Consider the following 16103-nt stretch of genomic DNA (forward strand, 5'->3'; position numbering starts at 1 on the left):
TGAAGCCCAGATGCGGGTCGTTGGCCAGCAGCGTGCCGCCCCCGGCGCTGCGCGAGGCCGCCGCCGCCCACGCGTTCGACGCACCGGCAAGGCCGCGCTTCGGCACCGGCGACAGGAAGGCGTGCCCGGTCTCTGGCACGGGCAATCCCGGCCGCAGCCCCGGCGCCAGCGAGGCGTATTCCGGCAGCGCGGCGATGCCGTGCCCGGGAATGTCGGGCAGGATGTCGGCCAGCCGCGCCTCGTCTTCGAGCGTCATCGAGACGCGCGCGCGCAGCACTTCCTCGGACAGGTGGCCCGACAGCTGCAGTGCCATCAGCTTGATGATCGCGATGGAATCCGCCGGCTGCCACGGGGCGATGGCGGTGTCGAAGATGAAGAACTCGGGCGCGCCTCGGCCGAGGCTGTCGGCGTTGATCTCGGCCAGGCGGGCGTTCACGCCGGCGGCATAGGCGCTCAGCGCCTCGGTCGTCTCGGGCGTCTGCGCCTCGACCGCCTGGCGCGCCAGGCCGTAGAGGTCGAGACGGCGCAGCAGGGTGTCCGTCTCGACCGTGCGGCGGCCGAACAGTTCCGACAGCCGGCCCTGCGCGGTGCGGCGCAGCGTCATCATCTGCCACAGCCGGTCCTGCGCATGGGCGTAGCCCAGCCCGAAATAGGCATCGGCGTCGCTTTCGGCGAAGATGTGCGGCACGGCCGAGTTGTCGCGCACGATCTCGATCTCGGCCTCGGCACCCTCGACGGCGACGACCTTGTCGTAGTCGGGCAGCGAGCGGGAGGCGAGGTAGTAGACCAGCCCCGCGCCGATCACGGCCAGCACCAGGGCCGCGCTCACCAGGCGTAGGAGCCATCGGAACAAAGTTGCCATCGTCGTCTCTTGATTGAATGTGCGCGCCCGGACGGGCTTAGTACGCGGGACGGCCCGTGCCAAGGGCGACATAGCGACATGCGGTAAACACACCGGAAAGAGAGGCGACATGGCCAAGACGGCATTCCTGGGACTGGGCGTGATGGGGGCCCCGATGGCGGGCTACCTGGCGAAGGCTGGCCACGACATGACGGTCTACAACCGCACCGCCTCGAAGGCGCAGGCGTGGGTCGACGCCAACGGCGGGCAGGCCGCCGCCACCCCGCGCGAGGCCGCGCAGGGCGCCGAGTTCGTGATGGCCTGCGTCGGCAACGACGACGATCTGCGCCAGGTCTGCCTTGGCGAGGACGGCGCCTTCGCGTCCATGGCGGCCGGATCGGTCTTCGTCGATCACACCACGGTTTCGGCCGAGGTCACGCGCGAATTGCACGCCGCGGCGGCCGAAAAGGGCATCGCCTTCGTCGATGCGCCGGTCTCGGGCGGGCAGGCGGGGGCCGAGAACGGCCAGCTCGTCGTCATGTGCGGCGGCGAGGAGGAGGCCTATGCGCGGGCCCAGCCGATGATCGACACCTACGTCAAGCTGTGCAAGCGCCTGGGCGAAAGCGGTGCGGGCCAGATGTGCAAGATGGTCAACCAGATCTGCATCGCCGGCCTCGTGCAGGGCCTGTCCGAGGGGCTGCACTTCGCGCAGAAGGCGGGCCTTGACGGGCGCGCGGTGGTCGAGGTGATCGGCGGTGGTGCGGCCGGGTCGTGGCAGATGGTCAACCGGTTCGAGACAATGCTGGACGACAAGTTCGACCACGGCTTCGCCGTCGATTGGATGCGCAAGGACCTCGGGATCTGCCTCAAGACCGCGGACGAGGTGGGCGCCTCGCTGCCCGTGACCGCGCTGGTCGACCAGTTCTACAAGGACGTCCAGAAGCTGGGCGGCGGCCGCTGGGACACCTCGAGCCTGCTCAAGCGGCTGAACGCCATAGACGATTAAGGCGCACACGCGGCGCGTGCGAAGTTTTCTTCGCGCGACCGCCCCGCGCGAAACATGTCAGCACGATTGCCCATTGTGTTTCCGGTAGCGCTGCCTTTATGCTGAAGATCTGCCCGTCCGATGGACGGCTGCAACAGTTTCGCTGACCGGCGGCGCCCGCAAAGGACGCGCGGTCAGGCCGATCGGGCCCCGCAAGGGCCACCCGCACCCGCCCGGACCGCGCAAGCGACGGGCCACGAGTTGGCGCCGCGGCCAAGTACCGCCGGCGTCGGAGACAAAATGCGATGAGGCTCGCGACAAGACACAGGCAGGATGACAGGGGCGCAACCGCCCGTCCTGCCCGCGCGCCGACCCTCGCCCAGACAAGTCACGACCCCCGATCCTCCTCCGCCCCGCCCGGGGCCGTAGGATCGCGCGCGTGCAATCGGATAGAATGGCAAAGAAGATGCTCATCGACGCCACCCACGCGGAGGAGACCCGCGTCGTGGTGGTGGACGGAAACAAGGTCGAGGAATTCGACTTTGAATCGGAGAACAAGCGGCAGCTAGCCGGCAACATTTACCTCGCCAAGGTCACACGGGTCGAACCCTCGCTTCAGGCGGCGTTCGTCGATTACGGCGGCAACCGCCACGGCTTCCTGGCGTTCTCGGAAATCCACCCGGACTACTACCAGATCCCCATCGCCGACCGTCGTGCGCTGATGGAGGAAGAGGCAGCGCTCGCCGCCGCCGAGGAAGAGGACGAGGCCAAGCCGCGTCGCACCCGCAGCCGCCGCGGCGCGAAGGCCGAGGCAACACGCTCGGACGACGCGACCACCAGCGCCGACGCCCCCGAGGATGCCGAACCGCGCGAGGCGCGCGGCATGGAAACCATCGACCTCAGCGAGGACACCAGCGGCGAGCCGGGCGAAGGCCTGTCGCCGATGGCCACCGTCGCCGAGACTCCGGTCGAGGAACCCGACGACAACAGCGGCGAGCACGGCAAGGCCGCCGCCCGCGACGAGGCGATCGAATCGGTCGCCGACGACGACACCCAGGACGACTTCCGCCCGGCGCGCAAACCGCGTGCCCGGCGTTACAAGATCCAGGAGGTCGTCAAGGTCCGCCAGATCATGCTGGTGCAGGTCGTCAAGGAAGAGCGCGGCAACAAGGGTGCGGCGCTGACCACCTACCTGTCGCTGGCCGGCCGCTACTGCGTGCTCATGCCCAACACCGCCCGCGGCGGCGGCATCAGCCGCAAGATCACCAACGCCGCCGACCGCCAGAAGCTCAAGGCGATCGCGAACGAGATCGACGTGCCGAAGGGCGCGGGCCTGATCATCCGGACCGCCGGCGCGCAGCGCACCAAGACCGAGATCAAGCGCGACTACGAATACCTGCAGCGCCTGTGGGAGCAGATCCGCGAACTGACGCTGCGCTCGGTCGCGCCCACCAAGATCTACGAGGAAGGCGACCTGATCAAACGGTCGATCCGCGACCTCTACAACCGCGACATCGACGAGGTCCTGGTCGAGGGCGAGGCGGGCTACCGCATCGCCAAGGACTTCATGAAGATGATCATGCCGTCCCACGCCAAGAACGTGAAGCATTACGCCGACCCGATGCCGCTCTTCGCGCGCCACCAGGTCGAGTCGTACCTGGGCGGCATGTTCAACCCGACCGTCCAGCTGAAATCCGGCGGCTACATCGTCATCGGCGTGACCGAAGCGCTGGTCGCGATCGACGTGAACTCGGGGCGGGCGACGAAAGAGGGCTCGATCGAGGAGACCGCGCTCAAGACCAACCTCGAGGCTGCCGAAGAGGTTGCCCGTCAGCTGCGCCTGCGCGACCTCGCGGGCCTGATCGTGATCGACTTCATCGACATGGACGAGCGCAAGAACAACGCCGCCGTCGAGAAAAAGCTCAAGGACAAGCTCAAGACCGACCGCGCGCGCATCCAGGTCGGCCGCATCAGCGGGTTCGGCCTGCTCGAGATGTCGCGCCAGCGCCTGCGCCCCGGCATGATCGAGGCGACCACGCAGCCGTGCTCGGCCTGCCACGGCACCGGCCTGATCCGGTCCGACGACAGCATGGCGCTGCAGGTGCTGCGCCAGATCGAGGAGGAAGGCACGCGCCGCCGCTCGCGCGAGGTGCTGGTGAAGTGCCCCGTGGGCATCGCCAACTACCTGATGAACCTCAAGCGCGAGCATGTCGCGATGATCGAGGCGCGCTACGGCATGTCCGTGCGCATCGAGGGCGACCCGCATCTGGTCGCGCCCGACTTCAGCATCGAGAAGTTCAAGACCGCGACGCGCCCCGTGGCCGAGGCCGCGCCCTTCGTGTCGGCGGATGCCGCGCTGATGGACCAGATCGACGAGGACGCCGCGCTGTCCGAGCCCGATCCCGACGAGGCCCCCGCGCCTGCGGGAGAGGCGACGCCGGTCGAGGATGCGCCCGGCGCGTCCGAGAAGCCCGCGGACAAGGGATCGGACGACGACGGCAAGCCCAAGAAGAAGCGCCGCCGCCGGCGCCGCCGCTCGAAGAACGGCAACGGCGAGAACGGGCATTCCGAGAACGGCCAGTCGGACAACGGTCATACTGACAATGACCGGTCGGGCGGCGGACAGTCGGACGAGGGTGACGGTGGCAACGGCGGCGCCGAGCCGGCGGAGCCCAAGGTAGAGGCCGACGCATCCACGGCGCCCGCCGAGGCGGCTCAGCCCGCGGACGAACCCGCACCCGACGCGGCCGAGAAGCCCAAGCGCAAGCGCACGCGATCCCGCAAGAAGCCCGAGCCCGCGGCCGACGACCAGCCCACTGCGTCCGAAGCTCCGGCACCCGAGGCGACCCCGACTCCGGCCGCGCCCGAAGCGACCGGCCCCGGTGCCTCGCAGGTGGACGCGAAGCCCGAGCAGGACGTCACGGCCCCGGCCGAGACCGCGGCGCAACCCGCCACGACCGAGGCCACGCCCGACGCTGATGCACCGGCGGCCGAAACGACGCCCGAGCAAGCCGAGACCCGGCCGCGCCGCACCCGGCGCAAGGCCGCCGAGGTCATCGCCGAAGTGGTCGGATCGGTCACCGGCGACAGCCCGGCCGAAGAAGAGAAGTCCGAGACCGAGGGCGACGGCGGCGACAAGCCGCGCCGCCGCGGCTGGTGGGCGATCGGCCGCTAGGCCGGTATCAACGGATCGGAAGGGCCGGGCGCTTGCGTCCGGCCCTTTTCGTTTCGGGGCACCTGTTACGGCCGGGCGCGGGATCGTGACCATTGGTCGCGTGACGCCGCCCGGGTGATCCCGTAAGGCTTCGCCCATGTTCGGAATCGAGATCCTCGACGCGTCGCTTCTGCCCGCCATGTTCGTGGCGCTGCTGGCGGGCGTGGTCTCGTTCCTCAGCCCCTGCGTGCTGCCCATCGTGCCGCCCTACCTCGCCTTCATGTCCGGCATGACCGTGACCGAGATCGAGGGCGGCGGATCGGCCCGCGCGCGCGTCGGCCTCGCGGCGGCGTTCTTCGTGCTGGGGCTGTCCACGGTCTTCGTGCTGCTGGGCTTCACCGCGTCGTGGCTGGGCGGGCTGTTCCTGCAGAACCAGGTGCTGTTGGCGCGGATCTCGGGCGTGGTGGTGATCGTCTTCGGGCTGCACTTCCTGGGCATCTTCCGCATCCCCTTCCTCGACCGCGAGGCGCGGTTCGACGGGGGCGACGCCGGCGGGTCGGCCTTCGGGGCGTATATCCTGGGCCTCGCCTTCGCGTTCGGGTGGACGCCCTGCATCGGGCCGCAGTTGGGCGCGATCCTCAGCCTCGCGGCGCAGGAGGCGTCGGTGACGCGCGGCTCGGTCCTGCTGGCGGTCTACGCCGGTGGTCTCGGGATCCCCTTCGTGCTGGCGGCGCTTTTCCTGACCCGGGCGATGGGGCTGATGAACCGGATCAAGCGCCACATGAAAACGATCGAGCGGGTCATGGGGCTGCTTCTGGTGGCCGTCGGGCTGGCGCTGGTCACGGGGGCGTTCACCAGCTTCTCGTTCTGGCTGCTCGAGACGTTCCCGGCGCTGGGGATGCTGGGCTAAAGGGCCTGTCCCACGGGTGTCCCACGATGGGACACCAAGTCGGCCAAGCAAAATCAATGGCTTGCAGAGACGCTTTAACCTTTCGTGAACCTTTGGCCGGATCCGGCCGGGTCGCGGGGGCGCCACGGCGCGGCCTCAACCCTGCCCAAAAGCGCGGGCAGAATGCGGCGAAACGCAGGGTCCCTTCGCATGACCACGTCCCAGACCAGCCGCGTCCGGCGCCGCGCGGTGTTCTACATCCCGGGCTACGACCCGATCCATCCGCGCCGCTACCGCGAGCTCTACCGAAAGGAGGGGGCCGCGCAGGCGGCCATTTCCGGCTATGACCTGACCCTGTCGCCCAAGCGCGGCGGCGGCGCCTATGGCTGGCATGTCGAGGCGGTGATGGACGGCCACGCGGTGCAGGCGGATGTCGACGTGCTGGTATGGTCCGACATCGTGCGCGACAGCATGGCCCATTCGATCCCCGCGACCTACGCGCAGCTTGTGCGCACGGCGTGGGAATACATCGCCGGCGGCGCGTTGTTCCGGCTGATGCGGTTGCGCAAGGGGCCGGTGATCGCGGCGCTTTACCCGGTGGGCATGCTGCTGGGGCAACTGGCGCTGGCGCTGGCGCTGGGATGGGCGGGTTACGCGCTGACCGTGCTGGCGCTGGGCTGGCTGCTGCTCAGCGGCTGGGCCGCGGCGGTGCCCGGCGCCGCGGCCGGCGCGGCGATCGCGCTGGCGGTGCTGCGCTGGTTCAAGGCGCGCGACAACCGCTTCTTCGCCTATTACCTGATGCACGATTACGCCTATGCCGCGCGGCACCGGGGCGCCAATCCGCCCGCGCTCGAGACGCGAATGGCAGCCTTCGCCGACACGATCGCCGCCGCGCTGGCCACCGACGTGGACGAGGTGCTGGTGGTCGGCCATTCGTCGGGCGCGCACCTGGCGGTGTCGGTGCTGGCCGACCTGGTGCGGCAGGGCCGCGTGCCGGCGAACGGCCCGGCGCTGGCGTTCCTGAGCCTGGGCCAGGTGGTGCCGATGGTGTCGTTCCTGAAGGGCGCGCACCGGCTGCGCGCCGACCTGCGCTACCTTTCGGCTCGGGACGAGATCGCGTGGATCGACGTGACCGCCCCCGGCGACGGCTGCGCCTTCGCGCTGTGCGACCCGGTGGCGGTGTCGGGCGTGGCGCCGCCGGACAAGCGCTGGCCGCTGGTCTTCTCGGCGCAGTTCACCCGCTCGCTGAGCCCCGAGCGCTGGCGGGCGCTGCGCTGGCGGTTCTTCCGATTGCATTTCCAGTATCTCTGCGCCTTCGACCGGGTGCTGGACTACGACTATTTCGCCATCACCGCCGGGCCGCTGACCCTGCGCGCCCGCTATGCCGGGCGGCCCGCGTCGCGCAGCCGGATCGAGCGGGCGGTGTCGCGGCACACCTCGGTCGCGGCGTGATCCCGCCCAAGCCCGCCGCGCGCCCCGATCGCGTGTCGCTGTGGCGGCACGCGCGGCTGTTCCGCGCCGACATCCTGTCGGCGCAGCCGGCGAAGCTCTACCGCGCGTGGATGGCCGAGTTCCGCACGCCGTTCTTCCGGTCGTTCCTGGTGAACCAGCCGGCGCTGGTCGATCTGGTGCTGAAGGAGCGGTCGGGCGAATTCCCCAAGTCCGACCGCGTGTCCGAAGGCCTGCGGCCGCTGCTGGGGCAGTCGGTCTTCGTCACCAACGGCGAGACGTGGCGCCGGCAGCGGCGGATCATCGACCCGGCGTTCGAGGGCGGGCGCCTGCGCGAGACCTATCCGGCGATGCTGGACGCGGCCGACGCGGCGGCGCGGCGGCTGGCGCGGGCGGCCGGGCAGGGCGCCGAGGTCGAGATCGAGGAGATCGCCAGCCACGCGGCCGCCGACGTGATCTTTCGCACGCTGTTCTCGATCCCGATCGAGGATTCGGTCGCGCAGGCGGTGTTCCACGAGTTCCGGACCTACCAGCGCAGCCAGCCGATCCTGAACCTCGCGGCACTGGTGCCCTGGCCGCGCCGGCTGCCGCGGCCGCACCGGCGGGCGACGCGCGCCTCGGCCGCGCGGATCCGGGCGCTGATCGCGGGCATGACCGCGCGGCGGCAGGCGCAGATCGACGCGGGCACAGCGCCCGACGATCTGGCGACCAAGATCATGACCACCCGCGACCCGGAAACCGGCGCGCGATTCTCGGAATCCGAGATGGTGGACCAGGTGGCGATCTTCTTCCTGGCGGGGCACGAGACGAGCGCCAGCGCGCTGTCCTGGGCGCTGTACCTGCTGGCCCGCGCGCCCGAATGGCAGGACCGCGTCGCGGCCGAGGCGCGGGCCTTCGGCGGAGGGTTCTCCGACCTGTCCACGCTGCGCGTCACACGCGACGTGTTCCGCGAGACGCTGCGGCTCTACCCGCCCGTGCCGATGATGGTGCGCGCCGCGGCCCGCGACACGGTGTTCCGCGACCGGGCCGTGCCGCGCGGCGCGCAGATCGTGCTGAGCCCGTGGCACCTGCACCGGCACGAGCGGCTGTGGGCCGATCCCGACGCCTTCGATCCGGGGCGCTGGTCGACCGATGCGGGCCGCGCCAGCGCGCGTTGCGCCTACATGCCGTTCTCCGCCGGGCCGCGGGTCTGCACCGGCGCGGGCTTCGCCATGGCCGAGGGCGTGCTGCTGCTGGCGCGGCTGCTGCGGGGCCTGCGCGTGGCGCCGGTCGAGGGCCGCTATCCGGTGCCGCAGGCGCACCTGACGGTGCGCGCGCGCGACGGCATCTGGCTGCGCGTGACGCCGCGCGGGAATGCTAGCGCAAACGCAAGGGTTTAGCGCAAACGCCCACCCGAAAGCGCTGGGCCGGGCCCGCGCGCTGGTCTATCACGGAGCCGTTCAACAGTTTCGCGAGAGGATGGCATGGCTTCGGACGATTTCGACAAACAGGCGCGGCAGATGGGGTCGGGCCAGGGGTTCATCGCGGCGCTGGACCAGTCCGGCGGCTCGACGCCCAAGGCGCTGCGGCTCTACGGCGTGACCGAGGACCAGTACGATGGCGAGGAGGCGATGTTCGCCGAGATCCACGCCATGCGGTCGCGGATCATCACGGCGCCGGACTTCACCAGCGAGAAGGTCATCGGCGCGATCCTTTTCGAGCGCACGATGCGCGGGCAGATCGACGGCAAGCCGGTGGCGCAGCTGCTGTGGGAGGATCGCGGCATCGTGCCGTTCCTGAAGATCGACAAGGGCCTCGCCGACAAGGAGAACGGCGTACAGCTGATGAAGCCGATCGACGGGCTGGACCGGCTTCTGGCGGACGCCAAGGGCTTCGGCATCTTCGGCACGAAGGAACGCTCGGTCATCCACGAGGCGAACAAGACCGGCATCGAGGCGGTCGTCGCCCAGCAGTTCGAGGTCGGCCGCGCGGTGATCGCCGCCGGGCTGGTGCCGATCCTCGAACCCGAGGTCGACATCCACTCCGAGACCAAGGCCGAGGCCGAGGAGATGCTGCGCGACGCGATCGCACGGCATCTGGATACGCTCGAGGGCGACGAGACGGTGATGCTGAAGCTGACCATCCCCGACGTCGAAGGCCAGTACGACGGGCTGGCCGATCACCCGCGCGTGCTGCGCGTGGTGGCGCTGTCGGGCGGCTATTCCACCGATGAGGCCTGCGAGCGGCTGGCCCGCCAGGGCAAGATGATCGCGTCGTTCAGCCGCGCGCTGACCGAGGGCCTGTCGAAGCAGCAGAGCGACGACGCGTTCAACGCCGCACTGGGCGCGAACATCGACAAGATCTACACCGCCTCCGTGGCCGGCTGAGGCCGTGGGTCGCGCCGGGGCGCCGCCATGGCGCCCCGGCTCGCGGGGCAGGGACGCCGCCCGCCGGGGCCTGCGCCCATTCACGCTGCGGATATCTGACGTCGAAAGACGTGCGGACCCGTCAGCCGCGTCGGCCGCTGGCGTGCCAGTCGGCCAGCGTCTTGCCCGGCTGGTCGACGAACAGGCCCGGCACCGGTTGCAGCGTGGTGATGCGCTCGAGCGGGAAGGCGAGGAAGTCGCCGTCGGTCTCGGACCAGGCGACGGCGCGCCAGACGCGGCCCCAGTAGTCGATGTGCAGCGGCCGGATCACGTGGTCGCGGCCGTCGAGCGTCACGCGCAGCTTCTGCCGGGCGCGGATCGCGGCGCGCATCGTCGGCATGTGGGCAAAGCCGCGCGCGGCCTCGGCGAAGGCGTCGGTCGCGAAGCCGAAGGGGGCGGCGCGCACGCCGGCATCCTCGGGCAGCACCGCGTCGATCTTGGCGGCGAGGCTGCGGGCCGCCGGCGCGTGATCCTCGAGCGTCGAGGCTCCCAACGCGGCCAAGGCCACATGCAGCGCGTCCAGTTCCGCCTCGGTCAGGTTGAGCGGGGGCAGGGTGATCGCGGCCGCGACGGTGTAGCCGTAGCCGCGCGCGCCCTCGACCGGCACGCCCGAGGCGGCCAGAACCTCCATGTCGCGGTAGATCGTGCGGATCGACACGCCGAGGTCCTGCGCCATCGATTCGGCGGTGTGCAGCTGGCCGTCGCGCAGCCGGTCCATCAGGGCGTAGAGGCGTTTCTTGCGGTTCATCGTCCCCGATACTGACACGAAACCGTCAACTGACAAAGTGGTGACACACAGGGGCCGCGCGGCGTTCGTTTTCACGCTTTTCACGGCGCGGGACAGCGCATAGATCACGGGGACCAGATCAACGGGGCGTGCGGTCTGCGCGCCCGGAACAGGAGATGAGCCCATGCTCAACAACATCGGCCTTCCCGGTCTTCTGCTTATCGCCGTCGTCGTGCTCGTGCTGTTCGGGCGCGGCAAGATCTCGAGCCTGATGGGCGAGGTCGGCAAGGGCATCACCGCCTTCAAGAAGGGCGTGAGCGAGGGTGGCAAGGAGCTCGAGGACGAGCGCGACGCCGAGCATGCACGCGATGTGACGCCCGATTCCGAGAAGGACGCCGCGCCGGAGGCGCGCAAGGACAAGGTCTAAGCCATGCTCGACCTCGGCTGGTCCGAAATGCTGGTGATCGGCGTGGTCGCGCTGATCGTCGTCGGACCCAAGGACCTGCCCGTGCTGTTCCGCAACGTCGGACGCTTCATGGGCAAGGCGCGCGGCATGGCCCGCGAGTTCAGCCGCGCGATGAACGACGCCGCGGACGAAAGCGGCGTGCGCGACGTGGCCAAGACGTTCAAGAGCGCCACCAACCCGGTGAGCAGCGCCATGGACGGCGTGAAGGACGCGGCGCGCAGCATGAGCTCGCTCGACCCCGACAAGCCGGCGAAGAAGAAAGAGCCGCTCTCGGCCGAGCGCGAGGCCGCCAAGCGCAAGATCGAGGCCAGTTCGGCCCGGTCCGCCGCCGAGCGCAAGAAGCGCGAGGCAGACGAGGCGATGCGCAAGGCCGACGAACTCGAGGCCGCGTCGCGCGGTGACGCCGCAGCGCCCGCCGCCGCCGAGGCCGCGCCGAAAGCCGAGCCCAAGACCGCGCCCAAGAAGGACGAGACATGAGCGCGTCACCCGACGATCTCGAGGACAGTGCCGCCCCGCTGATCGAGCACCTGGCCGAGCTGCGCACGCGGCTGATCCGCTGCGTCATCGCCTTCATCATCGGCATCGTCGTGGCCTTCACCGTGGCCGAGCCGATCCTGCAGTTCCTGCTGGAGCCGATCGAGGACACGCTGCGCGCGCTGGGCGACCCGTCGCCCACGATGCAGTACACCAGCCCGCAGGAATACCTGTTCACGCTGTTCCGCATCTCGATGGTGTTCGGCTTCGCGCTGGCCTTCCCGGTGATCTCGCACCAGATGTGGCGCTTCGTGGCGCCCGGGCTCTACCGGTCGGAAAAGGGCGCGTTCCTGCCCTTCCTGATCGCATCGCCGTTCATGTTCTTCCTCGGCGCGGCCTTCGCGCATTTCATCGTCACGCCGCTGGCGATGGCCTTCTTCCTGGGCTTCGCCGACTTCCCGTCGCTGATGAGCGACCTGCTGGCGCGCGCCGGCGACGTGACCGGCGTGGACATCCCCGCGGGCGAGGCCGGCGCGGCCGTGGTGCCCGCCACCGAAGAGGGCGTGCAGATCACCTTCTTCGGCAAGGTGAACGAAAGCCTCGACATCACGCTGAAGTTCATCATGGCCTTCGGCCTGTGCTTCCAGCTGCCGGTGCTGCTGACGCTGATGGGCAAGGCCGGGCTGGTCTCGGCCGCGGGTCTGCGCAAGGTGCGCAAGTACGCGATGGTCGGCATCCTGGTGCTGGCCGCGCTGGTCACGCCGCCCGACGTCACCACGCAGCTGATCCTGTTCGTGGTGGTCTACGGGCTTTACGAAGTGTCCATCTTCCTCGTGGCAAGAGTGGACCGCAAGCGCGAGGCCGACCTGCGGGCGCAGGGCCTCTGGTTCGAGGATGACGATGACGAGGACGATCCGCTCGACGACGCCGCAGGCCCCGGTTCCGACGACCGCGATGGGCGATGAACTGAGCCGCATCGCGGCGGCGCTGGAACGCCTGGCGCCGCCGCCGGTGCACGCGCCCGATTTCGGTGCGGCCGAGGCCTTCGTCTGGCACGTGGATCCCGACCGGCTGGACCCGGTCGAGAAGGTCAACCGGGTCGACCTGGAACTGCTGATCGGCATCGACCGCACGCGCGAGACGCTGCTGACCAACACGCGGCAATTCGCGCGCGGCCTGCCGGCGAACAACGCGCTGCTCTGGGGCGCGCGCGGCATGGGCAAGTCGAGCCTGGTCAAGGCGGTGCACGCCACCGTCCGCGACGAGGGGCACGAGCTGATCCTGGTCGAGCTGCTGCGCGAGGACCTGCCCAGCGTCGGGCGCCTGCTGGCACAGCTGCGCCGGGCCGAGACCGCGCGCTTCCTTCTGCTCTGCGACGACCTGTCCTTCGGCCACGACGACCAGCATTACAAGAGCCTCAAGGCGGTGCTCGACGGCGGGATCGAGGGGCGGCCCGACAACGTGATCTTCTACGCCACGTCGAACCGCCGCCACCTGATGCCGCGCGAGATGATCGAGAACGAGAAATCCTCGGCCATCGCGCCCGGCGAGGCCGCCGAAGAGAAGATCTCGCTGTCGGACCGGTTCGGGCTGTGGCTGGGTTTCCACCCGTGCTCGCAGGACGAATACCTGGCGATGGTGCGGTCCTACTGCGCGGCCTTCGGGCTGTCGGTCGACCCCGAGGCGCTGCGCGCCGAGGCGATCGAGTGGCAGGCCACGCGCGGCGGACGCTCGGGCCGGGTGGCGTGGCAGTTCTTCACCGACCTCGCCGGCCGCAAGGGCCTGGAGATCGAGGACGCCTGACCAGGCTGCTGACGCGCAATCGTCCGCCAGCCAAGGACACACGCGCGGGCGGGACCGCATCCGCGTCTTCTTCTGCTTGAGGATGTCCTCGGGAAGGCTTCGCAGAAGCCGGGGGCCGAGCCCCGGCCCGCCTGTGCAAGGGGCGCGTGGCTTGCGCCTCGCAGCCCTTCCGGTCTGACCGTCCGCCGGCGCCCACGCAAATGCGCGGACGCCGCACCGCGTCTCAGCGCAGGTAGGTCATCGGGTCGACGCTGTCGAAGCCCTTGCGCACCTCGAAATGCAGGAAGGCCGGGTCGCCCGCCTGCACCTGGCCGATGGTCTGGCCGCTGCTGACCGCGTCGCCCTTCACCACCGTCAGGTCGGCGATGTGGGTGTAGATCGAGAGCACGTCGTCGGGATGGCGGATCACCACGATCGTGACGTTGTCGGTGTTGCGCGTGATCGCGGCCACCTGGCCCGAGGCCGCGGCGCGCACCGGCGTTCCGGCGGGCACGGCGATGTCGATGCCCTCGTTCCGGCCCTTGGCGTATTCGCGGATGATGCTGCCATCGACCGGCATGCGCATGCGCCCGCCGGTGGGCGCGGCGGCGGCCTGGCCGATATCGGCCACAGGCGCGGCCGGCGCGGGGGCCGCTGCGGGTTCGGGGTCCGCCGGCGGAAGCGGCTGGCTGGCCGAGGGCGGCACCGGCGTGGGCGAGCCCGCGCCCGGCGCCGTCGTCGCGGGGGCCGCGGCGGCGGTCTGCGTGGCGCGCGCGGTGGCGGGCACCAGCAGGATCTGCCCCTCGCGGACCGAGAACTGGTCGTCGAGCGCGTTCATCTCGGCCAGCGCGCGCGGGGTGATGTCGTAGAGCCGCGCGATGGTGAAGGCGGTCTCGCCGCGCTGCACGCGGTGGCGGATCGGCTCGATCCCGTCCGAGGGCGTGGGCCGGGGCGCGGCACTGGCCGGCGCGTTCTCGATGGCGCCCGCGGCGAGCGTGGTGACGTCGACCGCGCCGGGGGCGCTGATCGGCCCGCTGGCGATCGCGGTGCCGCCGCCTGCGCTGGGGGGCAGGGCCACGATCTCGCCCCGGCGCAGCGGGTCCACCGGGCGGATGCCGTTGTAGCGGCCAAGCTCGTCGGCGGGCACGCCCACCCGCTGGGCCAGCGTGGCCAGCGTGTCGCCGCGCCGCGCGACCGCGACCTGGTAGGTCGGGTAGGCGATCACGCCGCGGTCGTCCGGGCTGGGCCGCCCGCCGCTGGTGCCCTGCGCCGCGGCCGAGGTGTCGACCATGCCGCCCATCTCGCCCCGCATGTCGAGGTCGAGCGGTTCCGAGCACGCGCCCAGCAGCGCCAGCGCTGCGACGGCGGTCAACGGGCGAAGGGAAATCGGATGGCTCATGCGCTGTCTCGTCCTCGTTGCGCGCCCCTTGTGCCGGAGCGTCGTGTGGCGGTCCCGCGCGAACGGTCCCTCATTCCTGTCCCAGCCCCTCGACCAGCGGCACGAAGCGCACGGGACGCATTTCCTCGTAGTGGAACCCGTCGTCGTCGCGGGTCACGCGGATCAGGCTCTGCACCGTGTCCGACTGGCCCACGGGCAGCACCATGATACCGCCAATCTTCAACTGCGCCAAGAGCGGGCCGGGCGGATCCTCGGCCGCGGCGGTCACGAGGATGCGGTCGAACGGCGCCTGGTCGGGCAGCCCGTGCGAGCCGTCGGCGGCGAAGGCGGTGATGTTGGCGAGGCCCTGCGCCTCGAAGATGGCGCGCGCGGCGCGCACCAGGCGCGCGTGCCGGTCGATCGTGTAGACCCGGCGCGCCAGATGGCTGAGGATCGCCGCCTGGTAGCCCGAGCCTGTGCCCACCTCGAGCACCTTGTCGCGCGGGCTGACCTGCAGCGCCTGCGTCATCAGCCCCACGACCGAGGGCTGGCTGATCGTCTGCCCGCAGGCGATCGGCAGCGGCATGTCCTCGTAGGCGCGGTCGGCGAAATAGCCCTGCACGTAGGCGCCGCGATCGGTCTTCTCCATCGCCTGCAGCACGGCACGGTCGGTCACGCCCTTCGAGCGCAGCGCGAACAGAAGCTGCATCTTGGCCTGGGCGTCGAAGCTCATGCGAAGGCGTCTTTCAGGCGCGCCAGCGCGTCGTGGCAGGTCAGGTCCGCGCGCATCGGCGTGACCGAGATCCAGCCCTCGAGGTTGACCGCCGCGTCGGTGTCGGGTGCGGTCGCGATGCTCTGGTCGCCGCCGCGCACCCACATGAACTTGCGCCCCGAGGGCGACAGGTGCGGCTCGACCGAGAAGCCGGTGCCGGGGCGCACGCCCTGCGCCACCGCGCGCACGCCGCGCACCTCGGCGGCCGGGACGGGCGGGAAATTGACGTTGTAGAACAGCCGGTAACCGTCCTGGTGCGGCGGGTCGGCGGCCAGGATGCGGCGGATCGTTGCGGCCCCGTGCTCGCCCGCGGCCTCGAACGGGTCCTCGGCCTGCGCGTTGCCGGGGCCGTAGTACTGAGACAGCGCGATCGCCGGCAGGCCCTGCAGCGCGCCTTCAAGCGCGCCGCCCAGCGTGCCCGAATAAAGGGCGTTCTCGGCCGAGTTGTTGCCGCGGTTCACGCCCGACAGCACCAGGTCCGGGGCCGCGTCCTTCATCATCTCGTGCACGCCCGCGAGCACGCAATCGGCCGGGCTGCCCTCGGCCGCCCAGCGGCGCGGGCCCATCTGGGCGATCATCGTCGGGTGCGTGTAGGAAATGCAGTGCCCGACGCCCGATTGCTCGAAGGCCGGCGCCACGGTGAAGACCGCGCCGTCCGGCCCGGCAAGCTCGGCCGCGATGCCTTCGAGAACGCGCAGGCCGGGCGCGTTGATGCCGTCGTCGTTGGTGACGAGAATGCGCATGGAACCCCCTGTCGGTTGCCGCCTCAATAGGCCAAGCC

Annotated in this window: 15 protein-coding genes; 10 read left to right on the plus strand and 5 right to left on the minus strand. The window is 70.5% G+C overall.

What is annotated here, in order from left to right:
- Positions 1 to 862: penicillin acylase family protein (locus tag ACFDTC_RS14165; RefSeq protein WP_375259534.1), on the minus strand; the 862-nt coding region annotated here is incomplete at its 3' end.
- Between the two features lie 109 nt (positions 863 to 971).
- On the opposite strand from ACFDTC_RS14165, the gene ACFDTC_RS14170 reads away from it, so the two are divergent.
- From ACFDTC_RS14170 to ACFDTC_RS14195, 6 genes are all read left to right on the plus strand, one after another.
- Positions 972 to 1847, plus strand: coding sequence for an NAD(P)-dependent oxidoreductase (locus ACFDTC_RS14170; RefSeq protein WP_375259535.1), 876 nt, complete (start codon positions 972 to 974; stop codon positions 1845 to 1847).
- A 433-nt stretch (positions 1848 to 2280) separates the two neighbouring features.
- Entirely contained in the window at positions 2281 to 5001 is a 2721-nt protein-coding gene (locus ACFDTC_RS14175; RefSeq protein ID WP_375259536.1) for an Rne/Rng family ribonuclease, read from the plus strand.
- A gap of 136 nt (positions 5002 to 5137) precedes the next feature.
- Positions 5138 to 5890, plus strand: coding sequence for a cytochrome c biogenesis CcdA family protein (locus tag ACFDTC_RS14180; protein WP_375259537.1), 753 nt, complete (start codon positions 5138 to 5140; stop codon positions 5888 to 5890).
- A 189-nt stretch (positions 5891 to 6079) separates the two neighbouring features.
- A complete protein-coding gene (locus tag ACFDTC_RS14185; protein WP_375259538.1) occupies positions 6080 to 7321 on the plus strand; it encodes a hypothetical protein in 1242 nt (413 codons plus the stop codon).
- The gene (locus tag ACFDTC_RS14190) at positions 7318 to 8697 is read left to right on the plus strand and encodes a cytochrome P450 (RefSeq protein WP_375259539.1); all 1380 of its coding nucleotides are present in this window, start codon (positions 7318 to 7320) and stop codon (positions 8695 to 8697) included. The genes ACFDTC_RS14185 and ACFDTC_RS14190 overlap by 4 nt, the downstream gene beginning before the upstream one ends.
- Before the next feature lie 84 nt (positions 8698 to 8781).
- A complete protein-coding gene (locus ACFDTC_RS14195) occupies positions 8782 to 9684 on the plus strand; it encodes a fructose bisphosphate aldolase (protein ID WP_375259540.1) in 903 nt (300 codons plus the stop codon).
- Between the two features lie 121 nt (positions 9685 to 9805).
- On the opposite strand, the gene ACFDTC_RS14200 is transcribed toward ACFDTC_RS14195, so the two are convergent.
- Positions 9806 to 10471 (minus strand): helix-turn-helix transcriptional regulator, encoded by a 666-nt coding sequence (locus ACFDTC_RS14200; protein WP_375259541.1) that lies wholly within the window; start codon positions 10469 to 10471, stop codon positions 9806 to 9808.
- Between the two features lie 163 nt (positions 10472 to 10634).
- On the opposite strand from ACFDTC_RS14200, the gene ACFDTC_RS14205 reads away from it, so the two are divergent.
- The 4 genes from ACFDTC_RS14205 to ACFDTC_RS14220 are packed head-to-tail and all read left to right on the plus strand — an operon-like array spanning position 10635 to position 13193.
- Positions 10635 to 10877 (plus strand): twin-arginine translocase TatA/TatE family subunit, encoded by a 243-nt coding sequence (locus ACFDTC_RS14205; RefSeq protein ID WP_375259542.1) that lies wholly within the window; start codon positions 10635 to 10637, stop codon positions 10875 to 10877.
- A gap of 3 nt (positions 10878 to 10880) precedes the next feature.
- Positions 10881 to 11393: a Sec-independent protein translocase protein TatB gene (gene tatB, locus ACFDTC_RS14210; protein ID WP_375259543.1), complete on the plus strand. Its 513-nt coding sequence runs from the start codon at positions 10881 to 10883 to the stop codon at positions 11391 to 11393.
- Positions 11390 to 12355 (plus strand): twin-arginine translocase subunit TatC, encoded by a 966-nt coding sequence (locus tag ACFDTC_RS14215; protein WP_375259544.1) that lies wholly within the window; start codon positions 11390 to 11392, stop codon positions 12353 to 12355. Before tatB ends, ACFDTC_RS14215 begins: the two co-directional genes overlap by 4 nt.
- Positions 12345 to 13193, plus strand: coding sequence for an ATP-binding protein (locus ACFDTC_RS14220; protein ID WP_375259545.1), 849 nt, complete (start codon positions 12345 to 12347; stop codon positions 13191 to 13193). The genes ACFDTC_RS14215 and ACFDTC_RS14220 overlap by 11 nt, the downstream gene beginning before the upstream one ends.
- Before the next feature lie 223 nt (positions 13194 to 13416).
- Here the strand turns inward: ACFDTC_RS14220 and ACFDTC_RS14225 are convergent, their stop codons facing one another.
- The 3 genes from ACFDTC_RS14225 to surE all read right to left on the minus strand — a co-directional run bounded on the left by ACFDTC_RS14225 (position 13417) and on the right by surE (position 16065).
- Positions 13417 to 14571, minus strand: a complete 1155-nt coding sequence (locus ACFDTC_RS14225) for a peptidoglycan DD-metalloendopeptidase family protein (RefSeq protein WP_375259546.1) — start codon at positions 14569 to 14571, stop codon at positions 13417 to 13419.
- Between the two features lie 70 nt (positions 14572 to 14641).
- Entirely contained in the window at positions 14642 to 15283 is a 642-nt protein-coding gene (locus ACFDTC_RS14230; protein WP_375259547.1) for a protein-L-isoaspartate(D-aspartate) O-methyltransferase, read from the minus strand.
- On the minus strand, positions 15280 to 16065 hold the full coding sequence (gene surE / locus ACFDTC_RS14235; RefSeq protein WP_375259548.1) for a 5'/3'-nucleotidase SurE: 786 nt from the start codon (positions 16063 to 16065) through the stop codon (positions 15280 to 15282). The genes ACFDTC_RS14230 and surE overlap by 4 nt, the downstream gene beginning before the upstream one ends.
- Between the last annotated feature and the right edge of the window lie 38 nt (positions 16066 to 16103).

Origin of the sequence: Citreimonas sp. (assembly GCF_042096055.1) — a bacterium.
Lineage (GTDB): Bacteria > Pseudomonadota > Alphaproteobacteria > Rhodobacterales > Rhodobacteraceae > Citreimonas.

What these genes read in the sequence shown, in the direction of transcription:
- ACFDTC_RS14170 (WP_375259535.1), top strand. Translation starts at nt 972, where the DNA reads ATGGCCAAGACGGCATTCCTGGGACTGGGCGTGATGGGGGCCCCGATG.
- ACFDTC_RS14175 (WP_375259536.1), top strand. Translation starts at nt 2,281, where the DNA reads ATGGCAAAGAAGATGCTCATCGACGCCACCCACGCGGAGGAGACCCGC.
- ACFDTC_RS14180 (WP_375259537.1), top strand. Translation starts at nt 5,138, where the DNA reads ATGTTCGGAATCGAGATCCTCGACGCGTCGCTTCTGCCCGCCATGTTC.
- ACFDTC_RS14185 (WP_375259538.1), top strand. Translation starts at nt 6,080, where the DNA reads ATGACCACGTCCCAGACCAGCCGCGTCCGGCGCCGCGCGGTGTTCTAC.
- ACFDTC_RS14195 (WP_375259540.1), top strand. Translation starts at nt 8,782, where the DNA reads ATGGCTTCGGACGATTTCGACAAACAGGCGCGGCAGATGGGGTCGGGC.
- ACFDTC_RS14200 (WP_375259541.1), bottom strand. Translation starts at nt 10,471, where the DNA reads ATGAACCGCAAGAAACGCCTCTACGCCCTGATGGACCGGCTGCGCGAC.
- ACFDTC_RS14205 (WP_375259542.1), top strand. Translation starts at nt 10,635, where the DNA reads ATGCTCAACAACATCGGCCTTCCCGGTCTTCTGCTTATCGCCGTCGTC.
- tatB (WP_375259543.1), top strand. Translation starts at nt 10,881, where the DNA reads ATGCTCGACCTCGGCTGGTCCGAAATGCTGGTGATCGGCGTGGTCGCG.
- ACFDTC_RS14215 (WP_375259544.1), top strand. Translation starts at nt 11,390, where the DNA reads ATGAGCGCGTCACCCGACGATCTCGAGGACAGTGCCGCCCCGCTGATC.
- ACFDTC_RS14220 (WP_375259545.1), top strand. Translation starts at nt 12,345, where the DNA reads ATGGGCGATGAACTGAGCCGCATCGCGGCGGCGCTGGAACGCCTGGCG.
- ACFDTC_RS14225 (WP_375259546.1), bottom strand. Translation starts at nt 14,571, where the DNA reads ATGAGCCATCCGATTTCCCTTCGCCCGTTGACCGCCGTCGCAGCGCTG.
- ACFDTC_RS14230 (WP_375259547.1), bottom strand. Translation starts at nt 15,283, where the DNA reads ATGAGCTTCGACGCCCAGGCCAAGATGCAGCTTCTGTTCGCGCTGCGC.
- surE (WP_375259548.1), bottom strand. Translation starts at nt 16,065, where the DNA reads ATGCGCATTCTCGTCACCAACGACGACGGCATCAACGCGCCCGGCCTG.